Annotated in this window: 13 protein-coding genes and 5 tRNA genes; 4 read left to right on the top strand and 14 right to left on the bottom strand. The window is 64.1% G+C overall.

The features are described from left to right. Positions 1 to 48 precede the first annotated feature (48 nt). Positions 49 to 4,074, bottom strand: a complete 4,026-nt coding sequence (purL, locus tag QPK31_RS12810; RefSeq protein ID WP_290423313.1) for a phosphoribosylformylglycinamidine synthase — start codon at positions 4,072 to 4,074, stop codon at positions 49 to 51. A gap of 205 nt (positions 4,075 to 4,279) precedes the next feature. Here purL and QPK31_RS12805 point away from each other — a divergent pair, with 205 nt between their 5' ends. Next, positions 4,280 to 5,908 (top strand): tetratricopeptide repeat-containing response regulator, encoded by a 1,629-nt coding sequence (locus QPK31_RS12805; RefSeq protein ID WP_290423312.1) that lies wholly within the window; start codon positions 4,280 to 4,282, stop codon positions 5,906 to 5,908. Between the two features lie 292 nt (positions 5,909 to 6,200). Here the strand turns inward: QPK31_RS12805 and QPK31_RS12800 are convergent, their stop codons facing one another. Further along, positions 6,201 to 9,815 (bottom strand): hydantoinase B/oxoprolinase family protein, encoded by a 3,615-nt coding sequence (locus QPK31_RS12800; protein ID WP_290423311.1) that lies wholly within the window; start codon positions 9,813 to 9,815, stop codon positions 6,201 to 6,203. A gap of 95 nt (positions 9,816 to 9,910) precedes the next feature. Between QPK31_RS12800 and QPK31_RS12795 the strand changes: the two genes are divergently transcribed. Further along, entirely contained in the window at positions 9,911 to 11,413 is a 1,503-nt protein-coding gene (locus QPK31_RS12795) for an NAD(P)H-hydrate dehydratase (RefSeq protein WP_290423310.1), read from the top strand. 134 nt (positions 11,414 to 11,547) lie between these two features. Here QPK31_RS12795 and QPK31_RS12790 read toward each other — a convergent pair whose 3' ends face one another. Further along, positions 11,548 to 12,264, bottom strand: a complete 717-nt coding sequence (locus QPK31_RS12790) for an ABC transporter ATP-binding protein (RefSeq protein ID WP_290423309.1) — start codon at positions 12,262 to 12,264, stop codon at positions 11,548 to 11,550. Here QPK31_RS12790 and QPK31_RS12785 point away from each other — a divergent pair. Both QPK31_RS12785 and mnmH read left to right on the top strand, forming a co-directional pair. Continuing rightward, positions 12,263 to 12,889, top strand: coding sequence for an arylesterase (locus tag QPK31_RS12785; RefSeq protein ID WP_290423308.1), 627 nt, complete (start codon positions 12,263 to 12,265; stop codon positions 12,887 to 12,889). The genes QPK31_RS12790 and QPK31_RS12785 overlap by 2 nt on opposite strands. 20 nt (positions 12,890 to 12,909) lie before the next feature. Further along, positions 12,910 to 13,965, top strand: a complete 1,056-nt coding sequence (gene mnmH / locus QPK31_RS12780; RefSeq protein WP_290423307.1) for a tRNA 2-selenouridine(34) synthase MnmH — start codon at positions 12,910 to 12,912, stop codon at positions 13,963 to 13,965. Between the two features lie 427 nt (positions 13,966 to 14,392). Here the strand turns inward: mnmH and QPK31_RS12775 are convergent, their stop codons facing one another. From QPK31_RS12775 to QPK31_RS12725, 11 genes are all read right to left on the bottom strand, one after another. Next, positions 14,393 to 16,306 (bottom strand): SurA N-terminal domain-containing protein, encoded by a 1,914-nt coding sequence (locus QPK31_RS12775; RefSeq protein ID WP_290423306.1) that lies wholly within the window; start codon positions 16,304 to 16,306, stop codon positions 14,393 to 14,395. Positions 16,307 to 16,419: 113 nt separating this feature from the next. Beyond that, positions 16,420 to 16,496: transfer RNA gene (locus QPK31_RS12770), tRNA-Asp, on the bottom strand. A gap of 19 nt (positions 16,497 to 16,515) precedes the next feature. Beyond that, positions 16,516 to 16,592: transfer RNA gene (locus QPK31_RS12765), tRNA-Asp, on the bottom strand. Between the two features lie 19 nt (positions 16,593 to 16,611). Beyond that, positions 16,612 to 16,688, bottom strand: a tRNA-Asp gene (locus QPK31_RS12760). A gap of 19 nt (positions 16,689 to 16,707) precedes the next feature. Beyond that, positions 16,708 to 16,784: transfer RNA gene (locus QPK31_RS12755), tRNA-Asp, on the bottom strand. Positions 16,785 to 16,909: 125 nt separating this feature from the next. Continuing rightward, entirely contained in the window at positions 16,910 to 17,182 is a 273-nt protein-coding gene (locus QPK31_RS12750) for an HU family DNA-binding protein (RefSeq protein WP_290423305.1), read from the bottom strand. 480 nt (positions 17,183 to 17,662) lie between these two features. Beyond that, complete coding sequence (lon, locus tag QPK31_RS12745; protein WP_290423304.1) at positions 17,663 to 20,068, bottom strand: endopeptidase La; 2,406 nt, start codon at positions 20,066 to 20,068, stop codon at positions 17,663 to 17,665. 267 nt (positions 20,069 to 20,335) lie between these two features. After that, a complete protein-coding gene (gene clpX, locus QPK31_RS12740; protein WP_229435564.1) occupies positions 20,336 to 21,604 on the bottom strand; it encodes an ATP-dependent Clp protease ATP-binding subunit ClpX in 1,269 nt (422 codons plus the stop codon). A gap of 147 nt (positions 21,605 to 21,751) precedes the next feature. Then, entirely contained in the window at positions 21,752 to 22,369 is a 618-nt protein-coding gene (gene clpP / locus QPK31_RS12735) for an ATP-dependent Clp endopeptidase proteolytic subunit ClpP (protein ID WP_267498632.1), read from the bottom strand. A 74-nt stretch (positions 22,370 to 22,443) separates the two neighbouring features. After that, positions 22,444 to 23,784, bottom strand: a complete 1,341-nt coding sequence (gene tig, locus QPK31_RS12730) for a trigger factor (RefSeq protein ID WP_290423303.1) — start codon at positions 23,782 to 23,784, stop codon at positions 22,444 to 22,446. A gap of 31 nt (positions 23,785 to 23,815) precedes the next feature. After that, positions 23,816 to 23,902 (bottom strand) — tRNA-Leu (locus QPK31_RS12725). Positions 23,903 to 24,150 lie beyond the last annotated feature (248 nt).

The raw sequence follows: 24,150 nt of genomic DNA, 5'->3' as shown, positions 1-24,150 counted from the left end.
AAAACGCCTCCCGAGGGAGGCGTTCTTCATTCCTGCGTCAAGCGGACATCAGCCAACCCACTTGCGCGCATTGCGGAACATGCGCATCCATGGCCCATCTTCGCCATAGCTCTCCGGCGCCCACGAGTGCACCACGGTGCGGAACACGCGCTCGGCGTGCGGCATCATGGCCGTGAAGCGCCCGTCCAGCGTGGTCACCGCCGTCAGGCCGCCCGGCGAACCGTTCGGGTTGAACGGATACTGTTCGGTGGCCTGGCCGCGGTTGTCGACGTAGCGCAGCGACTGCACCACCTGCGACAGGTCGCCGGTCAGCGAGAAGTCGGCAAAGCCTTCGCCGTGGGCAATCGCCAATGGGGCCTGGGTGCCCGCCATGCCGTCGAAGAAAATCGACGGCGAGTCCAGCACCTCGACCATGCCGAAGCGCGCCTCGAACTGTTCCGACTTGTTGCGGGTGAACTTCGGCCAGGCGTGGGCGCCCGGGATGATCGGCTTCAGGTTGGCCAGCATCTGGCAACCGTTGCACACGCCCAGGCCAAAGGTGTCCTGACGCGCGAAGAAGGCGGCAAATTGATCCGCCAGCTGGGCGTTGAACAGGATGGTCTTGGCCCAGCCCTCGCCCGCGCCCAGCACGTCGCCGTAGGAGAAGCCGCCCACCGCGATCACGCCCTTGAAGTCGTCGAGCTTCACACGGCCCGCGATCAGGTCGCTCATGTGCACGTCGACGGCGTTGAAGCCGGCCTGGTACATGGCGAACGCCGTCTCGATATGCGAATTGACGCCCTGCTCGCGCAGGATGGCCACGCGCGGACGCACCCCCGTGGCGATGAAAGGCGCCGCCACGTTGTCGTTCATGTCGAAGGCGATCTTCGGCGCGAAGCCGGGATCGGTTTCGTCCAGCAGGCGATCGTATTCCTGGTCGGCGCAGTCCGGGTTGTCGCGCAGGCGCGCGATGCGCCAGCTCGTTTCCGACCACAGGCGGTGCAGGCTGCTGCGCTTTTCGTGGTAGATCACTTTCGCGTCGCGCGTGAACTCGACCACGCCTCTGTCGTTGACCTTGCCGATGATGTGGCTGCAGGCGCCCAGGTTCAGTTCACGCAGCACGTTCATGACCGCGCTCTTGTCCTCGATGCGTACCTGCACCACGGCGCCCAGTTCTTCCGAGAACAGCGCGCGCAGCGTCATCTCGTTGCGGCGCTCGCCCACTTGTGTGGCCCAGTTCTTGGCGTCGCCCCAATCGGAGGCGTGTTCGCCTTCCATGGTCAGGATGTCGAGGTTCACCGACACGCCGGCGCGGCCGGCAAAGGCCATCTCGGCCAGGGTCGCGAACAGGCCGCCGTCGGAGCGGTCGTGGTAAGCGAGCAGCTTGCCGTCGGCGTTCAGGCGCTGGATCGCGGCGAAGAAGGCTTTCAGGTCTTCCGGCGAATCGACGTCCGGCACCGCGTCGCCCAGCTGCTGGGTGACTTGCGCCAGCGCCGAGGCACCCATGCGGTTCTTGCCGCGTCCCAGGTCGATCAGGATCAGGGCGGTCTCGCCGGCATCAAGGCGCAGTTGCGGCGTCAGCGTGCGGCGCACGTCCGGCACCGGCGCGAAGCTGGAGACGATCAGCGACACCGGCGAGATCACCGATTTGGCTTCGCCGTCGTCGCTCCAGGTGGTGCGCATCGACAGCGAATCCTTGCCGACCGGGATGCTGATGCCGAGCGCCGGGCACAGTTCCATGCCGACCGCTTTCACGGTATCGAACAGGGCCGCGTCCTGGCCCGGCTGGCCGCAGGCGGCCATCCAGTTGGCGGACAACTTGATGTCTTCGATGCTGCGGATCGGCGCAGCGGCGATATTCGTGATTGCTTCACCGACGGCCATGCGGCCCGAGGCGGCGGCGTCGATCACGGCCAGCGGCGTGCGCTCGCCCATCGCCATCGCTTCGCCCACATAGCCCTCGTGGCTCATGACGGTGACGGCGCAGTCGGCGACCGGCACCTGCCACGGGCCGACCATCTGGTCGCGCGCGGTCATGGCGCCGACGCTGCGGTCGCCGATGGTGATCAGGAAGGATTTGTCGGCCACGGTCGGCAGCAGCAGCACGCGCTTTGCGGCTTCTTCGAGCGCAATGCCGGTCAGGTCGACGGCAGGCAGGTCGCGCTGCACGTGTTCGACGTTGCGCTGCATTTTCGGCGGTTTGCCGAGCAGGACTTCCATCGGCATGTCGACAGGGTTGTTCCCTGCTTCGGGATCGACCACGCGCAGCTGGCGCTCCTCGGTGGCAACGCCGATCACGGCGAACGGCGCACGCTCGCGCTCGCACAGGGCCGCGAATGTTTCCAGGTTCTCCGGCGCAATTGCCAGCACATAGCGTTCCTGCGATTCGTTCGACCAGATCTCCTTCGGCGCCATGCCCGACTCTTCGAGCTGGATCTTGCGCAGGTCAAAGGTGGCGCCGCGCTTGGCGTCGTTGACGATTTCCGGGAAGGCGTTCGAGAGGCCGCCGGCGCCGACGTCGTGGATCGAGATGATCGGGTTGTCCGCACCCAGCTGCCAGCAGCCGTTGATGACTTCCTGGGCACGCCGCTCCATTTCCGGGTTGCCGCGCTGGACCGAGTCGAAGTCGAGGTCGGCGGTATTCGTGCCGGTGGCCATCGACGACGCGGCCGAGCCGCCCATGCCGATGCGCATGCCAGGGCCGCCGAGCTGGATCAGCACGCTGCCCGGCGGGATGTCGTTCTTGTGGGTATGTTGATCCGCGATATTCCCGATGCCGCCCGCGATCATGATCGGCTTGTGGTAGCCGTAGACGCCGCCCGCCGCCTGCGCGTTCTGCTCGTAGGTGCGGAAGTAGCCGCCCAGGACGGGACGGCCGAATTCGTTGCTGAAGGCGGCGCCGCCGAGCGGGCCGTCGATCATGATCTGCAGCGGCGAGGCGATGCGTTCCGGCTTGCCGTAGACAGGCGCCGCGGTCTTCTCACCCGTGGTGGTGACGTCGGCCGCGTTTTCCCACGGACGCTGGGCATCCGGCAGCAGCAGGTTCGAGACCGTGAAGCCGGTCAGGCCCGCCTTCGGCTTGGCGCCGCGGCCGGTCGCACCTTCGTCGCGGATTTCGCCGCCGGCGCCGGTCGAGGCGCCCGGGAACGGGGAAATCGCGGTCGGGTGGTTGTGGGTCTCGACCTTCATCAGCGTGTGGGTCAGCTCGGAGAGGGTCGCATACTCTCCGTTCTCGCGCGGGAAGAAGCGCGTCACGGTGGCCCCTTCCATGATCGACGAGTTGTCGCTGTAGGCGACGATCGTGCCCTTCGGCTGCAGCTGGTGCGTGTTCTTGATCATGCCGAACAGCGACTTGTCCTGCTTCACGCCGTCGATCACCCAGTCGGCGTTGAAGATCTTGTGGCGGCAGTGTTCCGAGTTCGCCTGGGCGAACATCATCAACTCGACATCCGTTGGATTGCGCTGGGCCTTGGTGAAGGCGTCGTTCAGGTAGTCGATCTCGTCGTCCGACATCGCCAGGCCGAGTTCGGTATTCGCGCGCACCAGGGCGTCGCGGCCCTGCCCCAGCACGTCGACCGATTCCAGCGTCTTGCCTTCGAGCTCGTCGAACAGGCGCACCGCATCGTCGGCGCTGCGCAGCACGGATTCGGTCATGCGGTCGTGCAGCAAGGCCGACACAGCCGAGAGTTCTTCGGCGCCGAGCTTCTTCGGCGCGCCGATGCTGCTGCCGAGGATGCCGCTCTTGAGCACAACCTTGTAGGCCACGCCGCGCTCGATGCGGTGCACGTGCGCCATGCCGCAGTTGTGCGCGATGTCGGTCGCCTTTGACGCCCAGGGGGAAATCGTGCCCAGGCGCGGGATGACGAAGAACTCTTCGACGGCGCCCTCGTACAGGGTCTCGGGCACAGGCTCGCCGTAGGTGAGCATGGCGCTCAAGCGCTCGGTGTCCTCTGTGGACAGCGGTGCGCTGGCGTCGATGAAGTGGTAGAAGCGAGCCTGGACCGAGGCAATCGTGGGAGCGACTGCTTGCAGCTGGTTCAGGAGGCGTTGGCTACGAAATACCGAAAGGGCGTTGGAACCCGGCAGAATCAACATGGCTGGAAGTCGGTTGATGCAGCGTGGCTGCGGGTGAAAGATAGCCCGCTATTATACAGTGTTGACAAGCCTGCCCACGCCCCGTGGTCGACCGGTGGTTGCTGCGGTGGTTGCCGCGGTAGTTGCCGCGGTAGTTGCCGCGCTCATTGCTTGCCGGTATTGTAGCGTTTGGAGATGGCAAGTTTGTAGGAACGAAAGAGAACACATGCAAGAAAACAGCAACCTGTCGGTCCTGGTCATCGACCCGAATCCGGGCATGCGCAGCAACCTGCAAAACATGCTGAATGCATCGAGCATCAGCAAGGTCGAATACGCGGTCAATTCCGGCACGGCGATCCGTCAATTGACGCGCCGCGCCTACGACATCATCCTCTGCGAATACGACCTCGGCAGCAGCGCGGGCGACGGCCAGGATGGCCAGCAGTTGCTGGAAGACCTGCGCCACCACCGCCTGATCGCGCCCTGGGCCATCTTCATCATGCTCACGTCCGAGGCGGTGCACGGCAAGGTGGTCAGCGCGGCCGAACTCACACCCACGGACTACGTGCTGAAACCGTTTACGGCCGAGACCCTGGGCGCCCGCATCACGCGCGCGCTGGAACGGCGCGCCGTGTTCCTGCCGACCTGGCAGCTGGTGGCGCAGAACAACCTGCGCGAAGCGATCCGCTCGGCCGCCGCCGCCGAACTCACCCACACCCGCCACGCCCTCGAGTTCGCGCGCCTGCGCGCCGAGCTGCACGTGCAACTGAAGGAGCACGGCGAGGCCGAGCAAATCTACCGTAAGGTCATCGCCTACAAACCGCTCGGCTGGGCCGGCCTCGGCCTCGCGCGCGCCCTGTTCGCGCAGGGCCGCATCGACGAGGCGCGCGAGACCCTGCAAGCGCTGATCGCCGCCAATCCGCAGCTGATGGGCGCCTACGATTTGCTGGCGCGCTGCCATGAAGCGGCCGGCGCCCATGCCCAGGCCCAGAAGATCCTGGAAGAAGCGGTGGGCTTATCCCCGCACCTGGTGCGGCGCCTGCGCAAACTCGGCGAAGTGGCGCTGGAAGCGGGTGATCCGGGCGTGGCCGAGAAGTCGTTCAAGGCGGTGGTGACCAAGGCGCGCTATTCGGAATTTCGTGACCCCGAAGACCATGTAAAACTGGTCAAGGCCCTGGTGAAGCGCGGCGACGTGCTGCAGGCGACCGGCGTGGTGCGCGACCTGGAACGCTCGCTGCGCGCCAGCCCGGAGGTCGATGCCTGCCTGGCGATCGCCCATGCGGCCGTGCACGACGCGGCCGGCAACCGTCAGGCGGCGGTCAACGATTTGCACACGGCCGTGACGGCGGTACGCGCCAGCAGCGGCCTGTCGCTGGCGCTGCGCGTGGGCCTGGTGCGGTCCTGCCTCGATCATCGCCTCGATGGGCAAGCGCAGGAAGTGATGATGACGGTGGTAAACGATCCGGCTGCCGGCATGACCACCCAGAACGCGCTGCAGATCTTCGCCGACGCCGGCCGGCGCGACCTGGCGGACGGGATGGGGCAGCAGCTCAAGGCCCAGGCGCAGATCCTGCTCGGCGTGGCCGACGAGAAGCGCAACATGGGCGACGTGCGCGGCGCGGTCCAGACCCTGCTCGAGGCCCTGCGCATGGCGCCGGGGAATCTGCAGGTGATGATCGCGGTGGCGGGCGGGGTGCTCAGGCAGATCAACGAACTGGGGTGGGATCACCCGCTTGGCGAGCTGTGCTTCACGCAGCTGGAGCATATCCGGGCGATCGATGCGCAGCATCCGAGGCTGGGGCCGCTCACGGACGAGTACATGGCGATGCGGCGCAAGTACGGTATTTCGTCGTAAGCTTTCGCCTCAGCGTTGACGGTTCCCGTACGGTGGGCACTCCGTGCGCACGCGGTTACGTGCGCGTCCTTTGAGCGTTGGCCGCCGAGATCCAGTAGGTAGCATCAAGCCAGGCCAGGCACCTGTCGAACGTGTTCTGGCTACGCTCAGCGATACGAGCGACACCTCGCCGCACGTGTCCGCATCATGAACACGTAACCGCGTGGGCACTTCGGTTAAGAGCCCCCCGGGCTCTTAACCCCCACCGTACGGTTGAACGCAGCGAAGGAACAGCGCTGCCAGGACGCGGACGTTACGTACCGTACCCGCCCCCACCCGGCGTCTCGATGACGAACACATCCCCCGCCGCCATCTCGACCTTCCCGATGTGCCCGACCTGCTCGACACGGCCATCGACACGCACAACGCTGTTGACCCCGCGCGCCCCCGGCTCGCCGCCCGCCATTCCGAACGGCGCATACGTCCGGTTGTTCGACAGGATCGCCGCCGTCATCGGCTCCAGGAAGCGTACCTTGCGCACGCCGCCGTTCCCGCCCCTCCAGCGCCCCGCCCCGCCGGAACCGGCGCGGATCGCATAGCTCTCCAGCCGCACCGGGAAGCGGAACTCCAGGATCTCGGGATCGGTCAGGCGCGAGTTGGTCATGTTGGTCTGCACCACATCCGTGCCATCGAAACCCGCGCCCGCGCCGCTGCCGCCGGAAATCGTCTCGTAGTACTGGTACTTCGCGTTCCCGAAGGTGAAGTTGTTCATCGTCCCCTGCGAAGCCGCCATCACGCCCAGCGCGCCATACAGCGCATTCGTGATGCAGGTCGAGGTCTCGACGTTCCCCGACACCACCGAGGCCGGATAATGAGGATTGAGCATCGACCCCGGCGGAATGATCACCTTCAAGGGCTTCAGGCAGCCGCCGTTCAGCGGAATCTCGTCCTCGACCAGGGTGCGGAAGACATACAGCACCGCCGCCATGCACACGCTCGACGGCGCATTGAAGTTGTTGTCCAGCTGGGCCGAGGTGCCGGTGAAGTCGATCTCGGCGCTGCGCGCGGCGCGGTCGACCCGGATCGCCACGTCGATGCGGGCGCCGTTGTCCAGTTCCACGGTAAACGCGCCATCCTTCAGCGCGCCGATCACGCGCCGCACCGCTTCCTCGGCGTTGTCCTGCACGTGGCCCATGTAGGCGCGCACCACGTCCAGTCCGAAATGCGCGACCATGCGGTGCAGCTCCTCGACACCCTTCTGGTTCGCCGCCACCTGGGCCCGCAGGTCGGCCATGTTCTGGTCGGGATTGCGCGCCGGGTAGCGCGCGCCGAGCAGCAAGGCGCGGGCTTCGGCCTCGCGCAGCACGCCATCGGCGCCGTCGACCAGCTTGAAGTTGTTGATCAGGACGCCCTCCTGCTCGATGTGGTGCGAGTCCGGCGGCATCGAACCCGGCGTGGTGCCGCCGATGTCCGCATGGTGGCCGCGCGAGCCGACGTAGAACAGGATCTCGGCGCCCGCTTCGTCGAACACCGGCGAGATCACGGTCACGTCCGGCAAGTGGGTGCCGCCGTTGTACGGGTCGTTCAGCACGTACACGTCGCCGGCGCGCATGCGGCCCGCGCGCCCTCCATCTCCATTCTCGCGCATCACGGTCTTGATCGATTCGCCCATCGAACCCAGGTGCACCGGCATGTGCGGCGCGTTCGCGACCAGGTTGCCGCTCGCATCGAAAATGGCGCAGCTGAAGTCGAGGCGTTCCTTGATGTTCACCGAATACGCCGTGTTCTGCAGGCGCAGGCCCATCTGCTCGGCGATCGACATGAACAGATTGTTGAAGATCTCCAGCATCACCGGATCGGCCGTGGTGCCGATGGCGCGCCGCTGCGGCAACGCCTCGACCCGTTTCAACACGAGGTGGTTGTAGGGCGTGACCTGCGCCTGCCAGCCCGCTTCGACCACGGTGGTCGCGTTGTTCTCGGCGACAATGGCCGGCCCCTTGATGATGTCGCCCGGGTGAATATCTGCGCGACGGTGGATGCCGGTGTCGCGCCATGCGCCGTTACCGAACATGCGCACATGCTCCGACGGCGCCGGCGTGCCGGCCTGCCCGCTGCTGCCGACCATCGCCTCGGGCGGCGCTTCCGAACGGCCCAGCGCTTCCACCGACACCGCTTCCACCACCAGCGCGCGCGACGGCATCAGGAAGGAGAAGCGCCGTTTATAGGCCGTCTCGAACTGCGCCTGCATGGCGTCAACCGGGCCGAAGTCGACCAGCAGCGCCGAATCCGTGCCTTCGTAGCGCAGGTGCACGCGGCGGATTACATCGATGCGCTCGGCGCCCACGCCCTGCCCCAGCAGTTCCTCCCGCGCGGCATCGGCCAGCGCGTCCAGGCGCGCATCGAGGTCGCTCCCCGCGCCCAGCTTTTCCTCGACCGCCTGCTCGCGCATCGCGCTCTGGTCGGCCAAGCCCATGCCGTAGGCCGACAGCACGCCGGCCAGGCTGTGGATGAACACCGTCTTCATGCCCAGCGCGTCGGCCACCAGGCAGGCGTGCTGGCCGCCGGCGCCGCCGAAGCTGGTCAGCGCATATTCCGTCACGTCGTGCCCGCGCTGCACCGAGATCTGCTTGATCGCGTTCGCCATGTTCCCGACCGCGATCTGGATGAAGCCCTCGGCCACCTGCTCGGGCGTACGGCGGTCGCCGGTGGCCGCGAAGATCTGCTCGGCCATCTCGGCGAAGCGTGCGCGCACGGTCTCGACATCGAGCGCTTCGTCCGCATCCGGGCCGAACAGCTTCGGAAAGTGCGCGGGCTGGATCTTCCCGAGCATGACGTTGCAGTCGGTGACCGCGAGCGGTCCGCCGCGCCGGTAGCTGGCCGGGCCGGGATTGGCGCCGGCGCTGTCGGGGCCGACGCGGTAGCGGCTGCCGTCGAAATGCAGGATCGAGCCGCCGCCCGCCGCCACCGTATGGATGCTCATCATCGGCGCGCGCATGCGCACGCCCGCGACCTGGGTTTCGAACACGCGTTCAAACTCACCCGCGTAGTGCGAGACGTCGGTCGAGGTGCCGCCCATGTCGAAACCGATGATTTTTTCGAAGCCGGCCTGGCGGCTGGCGCGCACCATGCCGACGATGCCGCCGGCCGGGCCGGACAGGATGCTGTCCTTGCCCTGGAAGGCGCGCGCATCGGTCAGGCCGCCGTTCGACTGCATGAACTGCAGGTTCACGCCGGGCAGCTCCGACGCTACCTGGTCGACGTAGCGGCGCAGGATCGGCGACAGATAGGCGTCGACCACCGTGGTGTCGCCGCGCGCCACCAGCTTCATCATCGGGCTGGTCTCGTGCGAAGTGGAGATGTGCGTGAAGCCGATCTCGCGCGCGATGCGGGCCACTTGCGCTTCGTGTGCGGTATGGCGGTAGCCATGCATGAAGACGATGGCCAGCGCGCGCAGGCCCTTGTCGTAGGCCTGCTGCAGCCCGGCGCGGGCGGCGGCTTCGTCCAGCGGCTGGACCACCTCGCCATGCGCGCCCATGCGCTCATCGATCTCGACCACCTGCGTATACAGCAGTTCGGGCAGCACGATGTGGCGGTCGAACAGACGCGGGCGGTTCTGGTAGGCGATGCGCAGCGCGTCGCGGAAGCCGCGCGTGATGGCCAGCGCGGTCGGCTCGCCCTTGCGCTCGAGGAGCGCGTTGGTGGCGACCGTGGTCCCCATCTTGACCGCTTCGATCGCGTCGACCGCCTGCGCCGGCAGCGGCGCGCCGGCCGCGACACCGAGCAGGTGGCGGATGCCGGCCACCGCCGCGTCGCGGTACTGTTCCGGATTCTCGGACAGGAGTTTGTGCGTCACCAGCTGCCCATCGGGGCGGCGCGCCACGATATCGGTGAAGGTGCCGCCGCGGTCGATCCAGAACTGCCAATCCATTGTGTCTCTCCGTGCAGGTTGGTATTTTGCATATTGTAGACGCTGAAACGCCAGGATCGGGCACAATGCGGGCATCCGACATGATTGAGAATGATATGAATAGCAAGATTGACTGCGCCAAGCTGTACAGCGTTACGCAGATCCGCGCCATCGAGGAAGCGGCGATGCAGGAACTGGAAACCGGCACCCTGATGACGCGCGCAGGCCGCGCCGCGGCCGACCTGGCGCTGCAACTCGTGGGCGAGGCACGCACCCGTCCGGTGCTGGTGCTGGCCGGCCCCGGCAACAATGGCGGCGACGCCCTGGAACTCGCCGCCAACCTGAGCGACGCCGGCCTCGACGTGGTGGTGCTGTATTTCGCACCGACCGGCCAGCCGTCGCCGGAATCGGCCCAGGCCCTGGCCCGCGCACGCGCCAGCCGCGCCAACTTCGCCGACGTCGCGCCGGACACGCGCGACTGGGCGCTGGTGGTCGACGGCCTGTTCGGCATCGGCCTGGCGCGCAACCTGGTGGGCCGCTACCCGGAACTGGTAACGGCGCTGTCCGACGTGCGCTGCCCGGTGCTGGCGCTGGACGTGCCGAGCGGCCTGGATGCCGACACCGGCGTGCCGGTGGGCGAAGGCGGCGTTGCCGTGCACGCCACCCACACCCTCACCTTCATCGGCGACAAGCCGGGCCTGCACACGGCCTGCGGCCGCGATCACGCGGGCCAGGTGGTGGTGGCCGACCTCGGGATCGCGCCCGAGCTGTTTCCGCCGGCGGCCGCGCTGGTCGCCGCGCCGGCGCTGTTCGCGGCCCAGCTGGCGCCGCGCCGCCAGAATACCCATAAGGGCAGCTTCGGCGACGTGGCGATCGTCGGCGGCGCCCATGGCATGCTCGGCGCGGCCGTGCTGGCCGGGCGCGGCGCGCTGTATGCCGGCGCGGGCCGCGTGTTCGTGGCGACGGTCGACGTCGGGCCGGGCTACGACAGCGCCCAGCCGGAACTGATGTTCCGCACCTCGCACGACTTCGCGATCGAAGGCCGCACCCTGGTGCTGGGGCCGGGCATGGGCGACGCGCTGGAAGCGATGCGCGTGCTCGGACACGGCATCGATGCGAGCGGGCCGGTCGTGATCGATGCCGATGGCTTGAACCTGGTAGCGAGCAGTACCGACCTGCAGGCGCGCGTCGCCAGGCGCGTGGCCGAGACGGTGGTGACGCCGCATCCGCTGGAGGCGGCACGGCTGCTGGGGATTTCCGCGGGCGAGGTGCAGGCGGATCGCCTGGGTTCGGCGCGCACGCTGGCCAAGCGCCTGAACGCGGTCGTGGTGCTGAAGGGTTCGGGCACCGTGCTGGCGGCGCCGGATGGGGCGCTGGCGATCAATCCGACCGGGAATCCGGGGCTGGCCACGGGCGGCACCGGCGACGTGCTGGCGGGTGTGGTGGGCGCGCTGCTGGCGCAGGGCTGGCCGGCGTGGGAGGCGGCCGTCGGCGCCGTGTGGATGCATGGCGCGGCGGCGGATGCGCTGGTGGCCGATGGGATCGGGCCGGTTGGCTTGACTGCGGGCGAACTGCCGGCGGCGATCAGGAAGGTGCTGAACGGGCTAGTGGCGCGCTAGGTTTTGTCGTTTTGTAGGGTGGACCGGGCCGCGCAAGGCTCCCGAGTCCACGCGGTCGTACCGTGGCCTACCGTGCCGTTACCGGGACGCCGACGGTCAGACAGCGTGGACACAGGTGTCCACCCTACGAACCCCTACGCCAGGCGCCCCGCCGCAATCGTCAAGGTCCGCCCACAACGCGCCGCCATCGCCGGATCATGCGTCACCAGCACCAGGGTCGACCCACGCTCGCGGTTCAACTCGAACATCAATTGAATCACCGCCTCCCCGGTCGCCGCATCCAGGCTGCCGGTCGGCTCGTCCGCAAACAGCAGCGGCGGCTCGGTGACGAAGGCGCGCGCCAGGGCCACGCGCTGCTGCTCGCCGCCCGACAGGTACTTCGGATAATGCTTCAAGCGGCTCGACAAACCGACCCGTCCCAGCATCGCTTCCGCCTTCTCGCGCGCATCGGCATCGCCGCGCAGTTCCAGCGGCAGCATCACGTTCTCGAGCGCATTCAAGTGCGCCAGCAACTGGAAGGACTGGAACACGAACCCCAGCTTGGCCTTGCGGAAAGCGGCACGGCCATCCTCGTCGAGGGCGAAGATATCGGTGCCGTCGAGCAGCACCTTGCCGCTGCTGGGCGTATCCAGGCCGGCCAGCAAGCCGAGCAAGGTCGACTTGCCCGAACCCGATGCGCCGACGAGCGCGAGCGTCTCGGCCACTCCCACGGTAAAATCGATGCTGTGCAGGATGGTGAGTTCGCCGCTGGCGTCCGCCACCCGCTTCGACAGCCCGGTCACCTCGATGGCGGCCGGTCGCCCCGCTGCGGCGGTCACGTCATTTTTCAAGGCTTCGGGATTATCACGCATGCTTGCTTTTCTCAAGAAATTGTCTGTCGGTGTGCTCATGCTGGCTGCATCAGCGAGCGCTTATTCTGCACCAAAAACCGTTCTGGTGGTGGGCGACAGCCTGTCGGCCGAATATGGCCTGACCCGCGGCACGGGCTGGGTCGCCCTGCTCGAACAAAAACTGAAGGCCGAAAAGATCGATGCGCGCATCGTAAATGCCAGCATCAGCGGCGAGACCACCAGCGGCGGCCGTGCGCGCCTGCCGGCCCTGCTCACCCAGCACAAGCCGCAGATCGTGGTCATCGAACTGGGCGCCAACGATGGCCTGCGCGGCCTGCCCGTGGCCTCGGCCGAAGCCAACCTGCGCCAGATGGTCACTCTCTCGCAAAAGCAGGATGCCAAGGTCATGCTGATCGGCATGCGCATGCCGCCAAACTATGGCCGCGCCTACACGGAGCGCTTCTTCAACATGTACGGCACGCTGTCGAAAGACATGAAGGCGCCGCTGGTCCCCTTCATGCTGGAAGGCGTGGCCGACAAGCCGGCGCTGTTCCAGGCCGACCGCCTGCACCCGAACGCCCAGGCGCATCCGATCATCCTGAATAACATCTGGCCGGCCTTTTCGACTATGATCCGGCAACGCTGAATCCATCCCATCCGATACCGATGAAATACCCTGCCGTACTGCCCTTCGCCGACATCCTGCCTGAACTCGACAGCTTCGATACCATCATCGACGTCCGCAGCGAAGGAGAGTTCGCGCTCGACCACCTTCCGGGCGCGATCAATTGCCCGGTGTTGAACAACGAGGAGCGCATCCGGGTCGGCACCCTGTACAAGCAGGTCGGTTCCTTCGAGGCCAAGAAGGTCGGCGCGCCGATCGTGGCCGCCAACATCGCGCGCCACATCGAGACCCTGTTCGCCGACAAGCCGCGCGAATGGAAGCCCCTGGTGTACTGCTGGCGCGGCGGCAACCGCAGCGGCTCGATGGCGCTGATCTTCGCCAAGATCGGCTGGCCGGTGGTGCAGCTCGAAGGCGGCTACAAGGCCTACCGCGCCGGGGTGAGCACGGCGCTGGAAAATCCGCCGGAGGTGGACTTCCGCGTGATCTGCGGCACCACCGGCAGCGGCAAGAGCCGTCTGCTGGAGACCCTGGAACGTGTGGGCGCCCAGGTGCTGGATCTGGAACGCCTGGCCGCCCATCGCGGCTCGGTGCTCGGTCACTTGCCGGACGCGCCGCAGCCGACGCAGAAAATGTTTGAAAGCCAGATCTGGGACAAACTGCGTCACTTCGATCCGAACCAACCGGTGTTCGTGGAATCAGAGAGCAAGAAGGTGGGCAACTTGCGCGTGCCGGATGCGGTAATGGCGCGCATGCGTGCGTCGCCCTGCATCGCGGTGAATCTGTCGCGCCCGAACCGGGTGCGGCTGCTGATGGAAGACTACGAACACTTTGCGCGCGATGCCGATGCCTTGAATGGGCAGCTGGATCACCTCGTTCAATTGCATGGGCGCGCGAAGATCGATGCCTGGCATGCGCTGGCGAACGAGGGGGCGATGCCGGAGCTGGTCGATCAATTGCTGGTGGAGCATTACGATCCGGCCTACCTGCGCTCGATCGACCGGAATTTCACGCAGTATGCGCAGGCGCAGGTGCTCGATCTGAACGACATCGCGCCGGAAGATTTCGTCGCTGCCGCAAAGGCCCTGCACGCGGCCTGATCAACTCGCGGCCTGACTACCCCTCGGCCCTCGCCCGATACGCGGCCTGAACCGTACGGTGGGCACTCCGTGCCCACGCGGTTACGTGTTGATCCGCGAGTCCGCAACGGCGACTCTTCGCTCCGCGACGCCAACAACATCGATGCGCTAACACGGCGCTCCTGACACGCTTGCCGCGATGCGTGGTGCGTGATGGTGACAACTGCTAACACTGACCGGCGTTCCGCGTGGGCACGGGGTGCCCACCCTACGGGTACCTTCGCGATCACGCGAACAGATCGAATACCACAGACGTCGCCACCCCCATCACGCAAGCATGCCGGATACCCCAACGTCGCCCCACCATCACGCAACCTGTCATATACATCAGACGTAAAAAAACCCGGCTGCTCGCACAGCCGGGTTTTCTATTTCAGCACCGCTACCTTCAGTCAGCCTGCTCGGCCGGCTTCGCGCCGGCGGCATTGATCTTCGCCTTGTTCTTGACCTTGATGGCCTCGACGAAGTTGTACAGCTCGGCCTGGCCCACCAGGCCGCCGATCTGCTGGGCTTCCTGGGTGCGGCGGGTCGTGTCCAGCTGGGCCGGTTGCGACACCTTGCCGATGCGGTACACGCCATAGCCCACGCCCGGCACGTCCACGCCCACATAGGCAGGCAGCTTGGTCACGTCGGCCTTGAACACGGCCAGCGCGCCGGCGGTGTTGACGGTCGGCTCCTTGGTGCGCGACAGGATCTTCACGTCGCCGAAACCGCTCGCATCGCCCGATGCCTTGGCGGCAGCCAGCTTCGCTTCGCCGGCCTGGCGCGCCAGGCGCAGGGCTTCTTCCTGGGTCACGCGCTGGCGGATCTGGGCTTCGACTTCGGCCAGCGGACGCTTGGTGGCCGGCTTGAATTCGACCACACGGCCGGCGATCAGGGTGGCAGGCGCCACTTCGACGGCTTCGGTGTTGCGCTTGTTCTTGATCGACTCGTTCGAGAACAGGGCGGTCAGGAATTTATCGTTGTTGTACGGCGCAGCGCCCAGTGCCGGGTTCGCCTTGCGGCCCAGGCCATCGACGGTCTGGATCTGCAGGCCGAGCTTATCCGCGGCCGGCTTCAGGCTGTCCGATTGCTCGAAGACGATGTCGTTCAGGCTTTCCGCCAGTTCCGAGTATTTCTTCGACAGCTTCGACTTCTTCAGCTCGTCGGTGATCTCGGCCTTGGCGGCTTCCAGCGGCTTCTGCACCGATGGCTTGACCGAGGTGACCTTGATGATGTGGAAGCCGAACTCCGAAGCCACGATGCCGCTGACTTCGCCGTCCTTCAGCGCGTAGATCGCGTCTTCGACCGGCTTCACGAAGCCGCCACGCTCGACCGTGCCGAGGTCGCCGCCTTGTGCGGCCGAGCCCTGGTCTTGCGACTGTTTCTTGGCGATCTCGGCAAAGTCGGCCGGGTTCTTGCGCACTTCGGCCAGCACTGCTTCGGCCTTGGCCTTGGCAGCGGCTTCCTCGGCCGGCTTGGCGCCCTGGGCCTTGGTGATCAGGATGTGGCTGGCGGTACGCTGTTCCGGCGTCACGAAACGCTTCTGGTTGGCGTTGTAGAAGGCGGCCACTTCGGCGTCGGTGACCGAGACCTGCTTCTCGACGGCAGCGGCGTCCAGCACGACGTACTCGGCCTTCACCTGCTCCGGAATCTGGAACAGGGTGGCGTTCTTGTCATAGAAGGCCTTGACCATGTCGTCGGTAACTTTTACCTGTGGCAGGTAGTTCGCGATCGGGAACAGCAGTTCCTGGACTTCGCGTTCCTGGTCGTTGATGTCGGAGATGCGGCTGGCCACCGAGCGCGGCGCGAACGCGGTGCTCTGGATCGAACCGGCCAGCTGCTGGATCGCCATGTCGCGGCGCATGCGCGCGTCGAACATTTCCGGGGTCATGCCCTGGGCGGCCAGCGCGGCTTTGTACGCGTCCATGTCGAAGCTGCCGTCCGGCTTCTTGAAGCCGGTGCCCTGGATCGCGGTGATCAGGGCCTGGTCGCTCACGGTGAGGTGGCTGCGCGCGATTTCCGCATTCACGGCGCGCTCGGCAACCAGGTTCTCCAGCACTTCGCGCTTGGCTTCCGGCGTCTCGAACATCTTCTGGTCGAACTGCGGGCCCATCTGCTGGCGCGCCTGGTCGATCTGGCGGCGCTGGGCATCGTCCCATTCCTGCTGGGTGATGCTGCGGCCATCGACGCTGGCGACGCCGTTGTTGCTGTCGCCGCGGTTCTGATAACTTTCGACGCCGACCAGCACGAACGAAGGAATGATCAACAGCAGCAAGACGCCCTGCAGGATGCGCTTGTTGTTACGTACAAAATCAAACATGGTCACCAATCACTCAGGAAATGGCCTTAAAGCACAGTTAAAAAAAAAGGCGAACTCGCGTTCGCCTCTTCTTATTGAGGCGCCGTGTCGTGGCGCCCCGGTACTACTGCATCTGGCGGAGCGGACGGGGCTCGAACCCGCGACCCCCGGCGTGACAGGCCGGTATTCTAACCAACTGAACTACCGCTCCAGAATCTGTGTATGGTGAGTGGCGGAGCGGACGGGGCTCGAACCCGCGACCCCCGGCGTGACAGGCCGGTATTCTAACCAACTGAACTACCGCTCCAGAATCTGTGTATGGTGAGTGGCGGAGCGGACGGGGCTCGAACCCGCGACCCCCGGCGTGACAGGCCGGTATTCTAACCAACTGAACTACCGCTCCAGAATCTGTGTATGGTGAGTGGCGGAGCGGACGGGGCTCGAACCCGCGACCCCCGGCGTGACAGGCCGGTATTCTAACCAACTGAACTACCGCTCCACTTCACATACTAGGTACTGCATACCAGGCCGCAGAAAGCAGAGAGGCCAAAGCTTCCCACTTTGCGAGACACATAGTCTCGCTTTACCGCCTGGTGTTCTCTGCATGTCGCTGCAGAGAAGGCATTAGTTTACAGCATCTTTTAGCGCTTTACCAGCCTTAAATTTCGGAACCTTTGCAGCTTTAATCTTGATCGGTTCCTTGGTGCGCGGATCGCGGCCGGTACGTGCGGCGCGCTCGCCCACGGTGAAGGTGCCGAAACCGACCAGGGTCACGCTGTCGTTCTTCTTCAGCGTCGCGGTGACGGCTTCGATCATGGCGTCGAGTGCACGCGTTGCCGAGGCCTTGGTAATGTCCGCGGACTTTGCGATTTCTTCGATCAGTTCTGTCTTGTTCACTCTATTCCCTCTTGTTCGTTCTGACGCGGCGGCGCTGCGCCTTATGCAAAAAACTGCAAGCGCGTATTAAACAAGGGGGATTTGCTTCTGTCAAGCAACACGTTGGACCCACGGCGCATGTGAAACCGCGGCATGCATGACCGCGGGCGCATTTGAAATCGCGATATGCATGGCCACCGGCGTTTCCGAAATCGCGATATGCATGGCCATCGGCGTGTCTGAAATCGCGATACGTAGGGTGGGCACCCCGTGCCCACGCGGAATGGTGATTATTGTTGGCCGATCAAACAGCACAGCGTTAGCGCCGAAAGTACTGCGTGCGTATCGAGCGAAGTTTCCAGGCAGCGGGCTCCGGACACGCACGTATCCGCGTGGGCACGGCGTGCCCACCGTACGATATCGATCTGCCGTGTCCATGGCAATATCCCAAAAAAAGAGGCGCCACCCGGCGCCTCTTCATTTACTGCGATCGATTGCCGATCAGTGCTTCACGACACCGCCCTGCCCTTCGGCCGCCGGGGCCGGCGTCACCGACACCGCCGGCACATCGGCCAGGGCTTCCGGCTGGCGCTCCAGCGCGATTTCCAGCACCTTCTCGATCCAGCGCACCGGCACGATCTCGAGCTTGTTCTTGACGTTGTCCGGAATCTCGGCCAGGTCCTTCACGTTCTGCTCGGGGATCAACACCGTCTTGATGCCGCCGCGATGCGCCGCCAGCAGCTTTTCCTTCAGGCCGCCGATCGGCAGCACTTCGCCGCGCAGCGTGATCTCGCCCGTCATCGCCACGTCGGCACGGACCGGGATGCCGGTGAAAGCCGACACCAGCGCCGTCGTCATGCCGATACCGGCCGACGGACCATCCTTCGGCGTCGCGCCCTCCGGCACGTGGATGTGGATGTCGCTCTTCTCGAACGCTTCCGCCTTGATGCCGAAACGCTGGGCACGCGAGCGCACCACGGTGCGGGCCGCTTCGATCGATTCCTTCATCACGTCGCCCAGGGTACCGGTGCGGATGATGGCGCCTTTACCAGGCACATTCACGGCTTCGATGGTCAGCAGGTCGCCGCCGACTTCGGTCCAGGCCAGACCCACCACCTGGCCGATCTGGTTTTCCTTCTCGGCCACGCCGAAGTCGTAGCGGCGCACGCCCAGGAACTTGTCCAGGTTCTTGGCGTTGACGACGACCGCTTTCTCGCCTTTCTTGAGCAGCAGCATCTTGACGACCTTGCGGCAGATCTTCGAGATTTCACGCTCCAGCGAACGCACGCCGGCTTCGCGGGTGTAGTAGCGGATGATGTCGCGGATCGCCGACTCTTCCACCTTGATCTCGCCGTCGCGCAGGCCGTTGGCCTTGACCTGCTTCGGCAGCAGGTAGCGCTGGGCGATGTTGGTCTTCTCGTCCTCGGTGTAACCCGACAGGCGGATGACTTCCATCCGGTCCAGCAGTGCCGGCGGGATGTTGAACGAGTTCGAGGTCGCCACGAACATCACATCCGACAAGTCGAAGTCGACTTCCAGGTAGTGGTCCGAGAAGGTGTGGTTCTGTTCCGGGTCCAGCACTTCCAGCAGGGCCGACGATGGGTCGCCGCGGAAGTCCGCGCCCATCTTGTCGATTTCATCGAGCAGGAACAGCGGATTGCGCACGCCGACTTTTGCAAGCGATTGCAAGACCTTGCCCGGCATCGAGCCGATGTAGGTGCGGCGGTGACCGCGGATCTCGGCTTCGTCGCGCACGCCGCCCAGGGCCATGCGCACGAACTTGCGGTTCGTGGCGCGGGCAATCGACTGGCCCAGCGAGGTCTTACCCACGCCCGGAGGACCGACGAAGCACAGGATCGGGGCTTTGAGCTTGTCGACGCGCTGTTGCACCGCGAGGTATTCCAGGATGCGTTCCTTGATCTTGTCGAGGCCGTAGTGCTCGGCTTCCAGCACTTTCTCGGCGTTTTCCAGGTCGTTGGCAACCTTGGATTTCTTTTTCCACGGCAGCGACACCAGGGTGTCGATGTAGTTGCGCACGACGGTGGCTTCGGCCGACATCGGCGACATCAGTTTCAGCTTCTTGATCTCGGCGGTGGCCTTGTCCAGCGCTTCCTTCGGCATCTTGGCGGCGATGACTTTCTTCTCGAGCTCGTCGATGTCGGCGCCGTCTTCGCCCTCACCCAGTTCCTTCTGGATGGCTTTTACCTGCTCATTCAGGTAGTACTCGCGCTGCGATTTTTCCATCTGGCGCTTCACGCGGCCGCGGATGCGCTTCTCGACTTGCAGGATGTCGAGTTCGCCTTCCAGCTGGCCGAGCAGGTGCTCAAGGCGCTTGGCGACGTTGAAGATTTCCAGGATGACCTGCTTCTGCTCGAGCTTCAGCGGCAGGTGCGCGGCAACGGTGTCGGCCAGGCGGCCGGCGTCGTCGATACCGGCCAGGGATGCGAGGATCTCCGGCGGGATTTTCTTGTTCAGTTTGACGTACTGGTCGAACTGCTGGACGATGGCGCGGCGCATGGCTTCGACTTCGGAGTCGTCGCCGATTTCCGAGCGCACAGGGGTCAGCTCGGCCACGAAGTGGGTCGGGGCGTCGGTGATGTGATCGATACGTGCGCGCTGGGCGCCTTCGACCAGCACCTTGACGGTGCCGTCAGGCAGCTTCAGCATTTGCAGGATGTTCGCGACGCAGCCGATCTCGTAGATGTCCGCGGCGGAAGGTTCGTCTTTGGCAGCAGCCTTTTGGGCGGCGAGCATGATGCTCTTGCCCTGCTCCATCGCAGCTTCCAGGGCTTTGATCGATTTCGGGCGGCCAACGAACAGTGGTATCACCATATGGGGAAACACGACCACGTCGCGCAACGGCAGGAGGGGCAGCGTCGTGTGCTCGGTTAATTTCGAAGTTGTCATGGCATACCTTATAAAAAGCGTGTAGACGATGTTGGGCGCACACGGTGAAAACACAAGACCGGCAATCGAATATTTCTCGAAATAAAAAAGACATTCAAGAGAAAGACTTGCCGTTCCAATAAATGCCCCTGTTTCAAATAAAAAAGCCACTACACGGCACGCGGCCGAGAGTGGCTTTTCGATTGAAGCCGGATGCTTTTATTGAGGTAAATTGTACCTTCAAGCTCCCGGCGCACAAGTGGATTTGTGCTTTCCGTGCGGAATTTTTTAGTTTTCGCCCGAGGCTTTTGCGCTTTCGCTGTAAATCAGCAAAGGTTTGGCGCCGTTGGTGATGGTATTTTCATCAACCACCACCTTGACCACGTTTTGCTGGTTCGGCAATTCGTACATCACGTCGAGCAGCGCGTGTTCCAGGATCGAACGCAAACCACGAGCGCCGGTTTTGCGCGCCAATGCTTTTTTCGCAATCGCGTGCAATGCGGCCGGGCGAATTTCCAGTTCGGCGCCTTCCATTTCGAGCAGTTTCGAATACTGCTTGATGAGCGCATTCTTCGGCTCGATCAGGATCTGGATCAGCGCCTCTTCCGTCAATTCATTCAGCGTGGCGACGACCGGCAGACGGCCGACGAGCTCGGGAATCAGGCCGAACTTGATCAGGTCTTCCGGCTCGGCTTCCATCATGATTTCGCTGTTCGAACGCTGGGTCTGGCTCTTGACGCTGGCCGCGAAACCGATGCCCGACTTTTCCGAACGGTTCTGCACGATCTTGGCCAGGCCGTCGAAGGCGCCGCCGCAGATGAACATGATGTTCGTGGTGTCGATCTGCACGAAGTCCTGGTTCGGGTGCTTGCGCCCGCCTTGCGGCGGTACCGAGGCCATGGTGCCTTCGATCAGTTTCAGCAGCGCTTGCTGCACGCCCTCGCCGGAGACGTCGCGCGTGATCGACGGGTTATCGGACTTGCGCGAAATCTTGTCGATCTCATCGATGTAGACGATGCCGCGCTGCGCCTTTTCCACCTCGTAGTTGCAGCTTTGCAGCAGCTTCTGGATGATGTTCTCGACGTCTTCGCCCACGTAGCCGGCTTCGGTCAGCGTGGTGGCATCGGCGATGACGAACGGCACGTTCAGCATGCGCGCCAGGGTTTGCGCCAGCAGGGTCTTGCCGGAACCGGTCGGGCCGACGAGCAGGATGTTGCTCTTGGCCAGTTCGACGTCGTCCTTCTTGCCGAGGTGCTTGAGGCGCTTGTAGTGGTTATAGACCGCCACCGACAGGATGCGCTTGGCAGTTTGCTGGCCGATCACGTACTGGTCGAGCAGTTCGGCGATCTCGTGCGGGGTCGGCAGGTCGGACTTGGCGCCCGCCACCGATTCGACGTTCGAAGTCTCGTCGCGGATGATGTCGTTGCACAGGTCGATGCACTCGTCGCAGATGAAGACCGATGGTCCCGCGATGAGCTTTTTCACCTCGTGCTGACTCTTGCCGCAGAACGAGCAGTACAGAAGCTTTTCGCCGCTGGAGGATTTTTTGTCAGACATGGGGGCAGGTTTCTATTGAATATGGATATAACGTCATGACGACGCGCGCGCTGTCGGCGCACACACCCTCATGCTACCCGAAATAAAAAACAAACGCCCGAACGTGTTTGCGCCCGGGCGTTTTTCAGCAACACCTTGTGGGGTGCATCAAGCGCGATTCGTCAGAACCTTGTCGATCAGGCCGTATTCCACGGACTCTTCCGCCGACATGAAGCGGTCGCGGTCGGTGTCCTTGTGGATCTGCTCGATGGTCTGGCCGGTGTTGTCGGCCATGATGCGTGCCAGGCGTTCGCGCAGGTACAGGATTTCCTTGGCCTGGATTTCGATATCCGAGGCCATGCCCTGCGAACCACCCGACGGCTGGTGGATCATCACGCGCGAGTTCGGCAGCGAGAAACGCTTGCCCTTCGCGCCAGCGGCCAGCAGGAAGGCGCCCATCGACGCCGCCAGGCCGGTGCACAGGGTGGAGACATCCGGCTTGATGAAGTTCATCGTGTCGAAGATCGCCAGGCCTGCGGAAACCGAACCGCCCGGGGAGTTAATGTAGAGCGAGATGTCCTTGTCCGGATTCTCGCTCTCCAGGAACAGCATCTGGGCGACGATCAGGTTGGCCATCTGGTCGTTGACAGGACCGACCAGGAAAATCACACGTTCCTTCAGCAGGCGCGAGTAAATATCGTACGCGCGCTCGCCGCGGCCGCTTTGCTCCACGACCATCGGCACGAGGCCGAGTGCTTGGGTGTCCAATGCCGGATTATGGTTCATACCTGTCTGGTTCCTTGAAAAAGAGGCTTGTAAAAGGTGAAGGGTAGGCTCGAAGGATGAGCCTACCCATCCGATCAAGCCTGTGGGTTGCTACCCATCAATTCATCGAAAGCGATGGTCTTGGTGCTGACCTTCGCCTTGCCAAGCACATAGTTAACGACGTTTTCTTCCAAAACAAGGCTTTCCACTTCACCCAGGCGGCGGCGGTCGCTGTAGTAGTACTTCAGGACTTCCTTCGGATCTTCGTAGCTTTGTGCGAAGTCTTCGATCTGGGCCTTCACCTGCTCTTGGGTTGCTTGCAGGTTGTTGTCAGCGACCAGTTGCGACAGGATCAGACCCAGGCGCACGCGGCGCTCGGCCTTTTCGGCGAACAATTCGGTCGGGAACGGCAGGTTCTTGACGTCCATGCCGCGCTGGGCCATGTCCTGGCGGGTCTGCTCCGCCAGGCGCTGCGAATCCTGCTCGATCATGACTTTCGGCACGTCCATCTCGGTCACTTTGACCAGGGCGTCCATCACGGCTTCCTTGTTGCGGGCCTTGATGCGGGCGTTGACTTCGCGCTCGAGGTTGGTCTTGATGTCGGTGCGCATTTTTTCGATCGAACCGTCTTCGATGCCCAGCGACTTGGCGAACTCGGCGTCGACTTCCGGCAGGTGCGCCCATTCCAGGTTCTGCAGGGTGATGGTGAACTCGGCGGTTTTACCGGCGACGTCCTTGCCGTGGTAGTCCTCAGGGAAAGGCAGCGGGAAGGTCTTGCTTTCGCCGACTTTCAGGCCGACGGTGGCGGCTTCGAATTCCGGCAGCATACGGCCTTCGCCCAGCACGAAGCTGTAGCCTTCGGCCTTGCCGCCGTCGAATTCCACGCCGTCGATCTTGCCGACGAAGTCGACGGTCACGCGGTCGCCATTGGCTGCAACGGCTGCGCCGCCGTCGCCGTGTTCGCCGGCTTCGCCCTTGGTGTGGTAGTGCACGCGCTGCTTGCGCAGGATGTCGATGGTCTTGTCGATTTCGGCATCGCTCACGTCGGTGGCGACGGTCTCGACTTCGACGCCGGCCAGGTCGCCGACTTTGACTTCAGGGAAGACTTCGAAGGTGGCGTCGAAAGCCAGCATGCCTTCCGGCGCTTCCTGCTTCGGCTCGATCTTCGGGAAACCGGCAACGCGCAGGCCCGCTTCGTTGGCGGCGTCGTTGAAGGCGCGGCCGACGCGGTCGTTCAACACGTCCGATTCGATCTGGTAGCCGTATTGGGCTGCGACCATTTTCAGAGGCACTTTGCCTGGGCGGAAGCCAGGCGCCTTGGCGGTCTTGGCCTGTTTCTTGAGGCGTTTTTCAACTTCCGTACGAACGTCGCTCAGCGGAAAAGTGATCGTCAAGCGGCGCTCGAGTTTATCCAGGGTTTCGACTGCAGTTGCCATCGTAAAAATCGTCCAAAAAAATAATTATTCGTGGTGCGAGGAGGGGGACTCGAACCCCCACACCATTGCTGGCGTCAGGACCTAAACCTGGTGCGTCTACCAATTTCGCCATCCTCGCGCAGGATTGCATATTGCCACAAAAACAAAGGGCGCCCGACAGTAGAAACCGGCCGCCCTGCACTCCATTGTTTAGGGGCTACAACTTCAACCCGGTATTTTACTGGATTTTCTGACACTAGAGGGAGTGAATTTTACAAGGGTGCGGTGGGGTTTATTCATGCATATGACGAATAGGGTTTTCATCCGGTGTCATGCCAGTTGAATTGGCCTATAGCGAGGTAGGGTGGGTTCTCGAACCCACCATTG

Origin of the sequence: Massilia sp. YIM B02769, from assembly GCF_030411995.1 — a bacterium.
GTDB lineage: Bacteria > Pseudomonadota > Gammaproteobacteria > Burkholderiales > Burkholderiaceae_D > Telluria.
The sequence above is the reverse complement of the archived record's forward strand: the minus strand, read 5'-3'. Positions and strand labels throughout refer to the sequence as shown.

Coding starts and splice junctions, on each gene's coding strand:
- QPK31_RS12775 (WP_290423306.1), bottom strand. CDS start 16,306: ATGTTTGATTTTGTACGTAACAACAAGCGCATCCTGCAGGGCGTCTTG.
- QPK31_RS12805 (WP_290423312.1), top strand. CDS start 4,280: ATGCAAGAAAACAGCAACCTGTCGGTCCTGGTCATCGACCCGAATCCG.
- clpX (WP_229435564.1), bottom strand. CDS start 21,604: ATGTCTGACAAAAAATCCTCCAGCGGCGAAAAGCTTCTGTACTGCTCG.
- tig (WP_290423303.1), bottom strand. CDS start 23,784: ATGGCAACTGCAGTCGAAACCCTGGATAAACTCGAGCGCCGCTTGACG.
- QPK31_RS12785 (WP_290423308.1), top strand. CDS start 12,263: ATGCTTGCTTTTCTCAAGAAATTGTCTGTCGGTGTGCTCATGCTGGCT.
- mnmH (WP_290423307.1), top strand. CDS start 12,910: ATGAAATACCCTGCCGTACTGCCCTTCGCCGACATCCTGCCTGAACTC.
- QPK31_RS12795 (WP_290423310.1), top strand. CDS start 9,911: ATGAATAGCAAGATTGACTGCGCCAAGCTGTACAGCGTTACGCAGATC.
- QPK31_RS12790 (WP_290423309.1), bottom strand. CDS start 12,264: ATGCGTGATAATCCCGAAGCCTTGAAAAATGACGTGACCGCCGCAGCG.
- lon (WP_290423304.1), bottom strand. CDS start 20,068: ATGACAACTTCGAAATTAACCGAGCACACGACGCTGCCCCTCCTGCCG.
- QPK31_RS12800 (WP_290423311.1), bottom strand. CDS start 9,815: ATGGATTGGCAGTTCTGGATCGACCGCGGCGGCACCTTCACCGATATC.
- clpP (WP_267498632.1), bottom strand. CDS start 22,369: ATGAACCATAATCCGGCATTGGACACCCAAGCACTCGGCCTCGTGCCG.
- purL (WP_290423313.1), bottom strand. CDS start 4,074: ATGTTGATTCTGCCGGGTTCCAACGCCCTTTCGGTATTTCGTAGCCAA.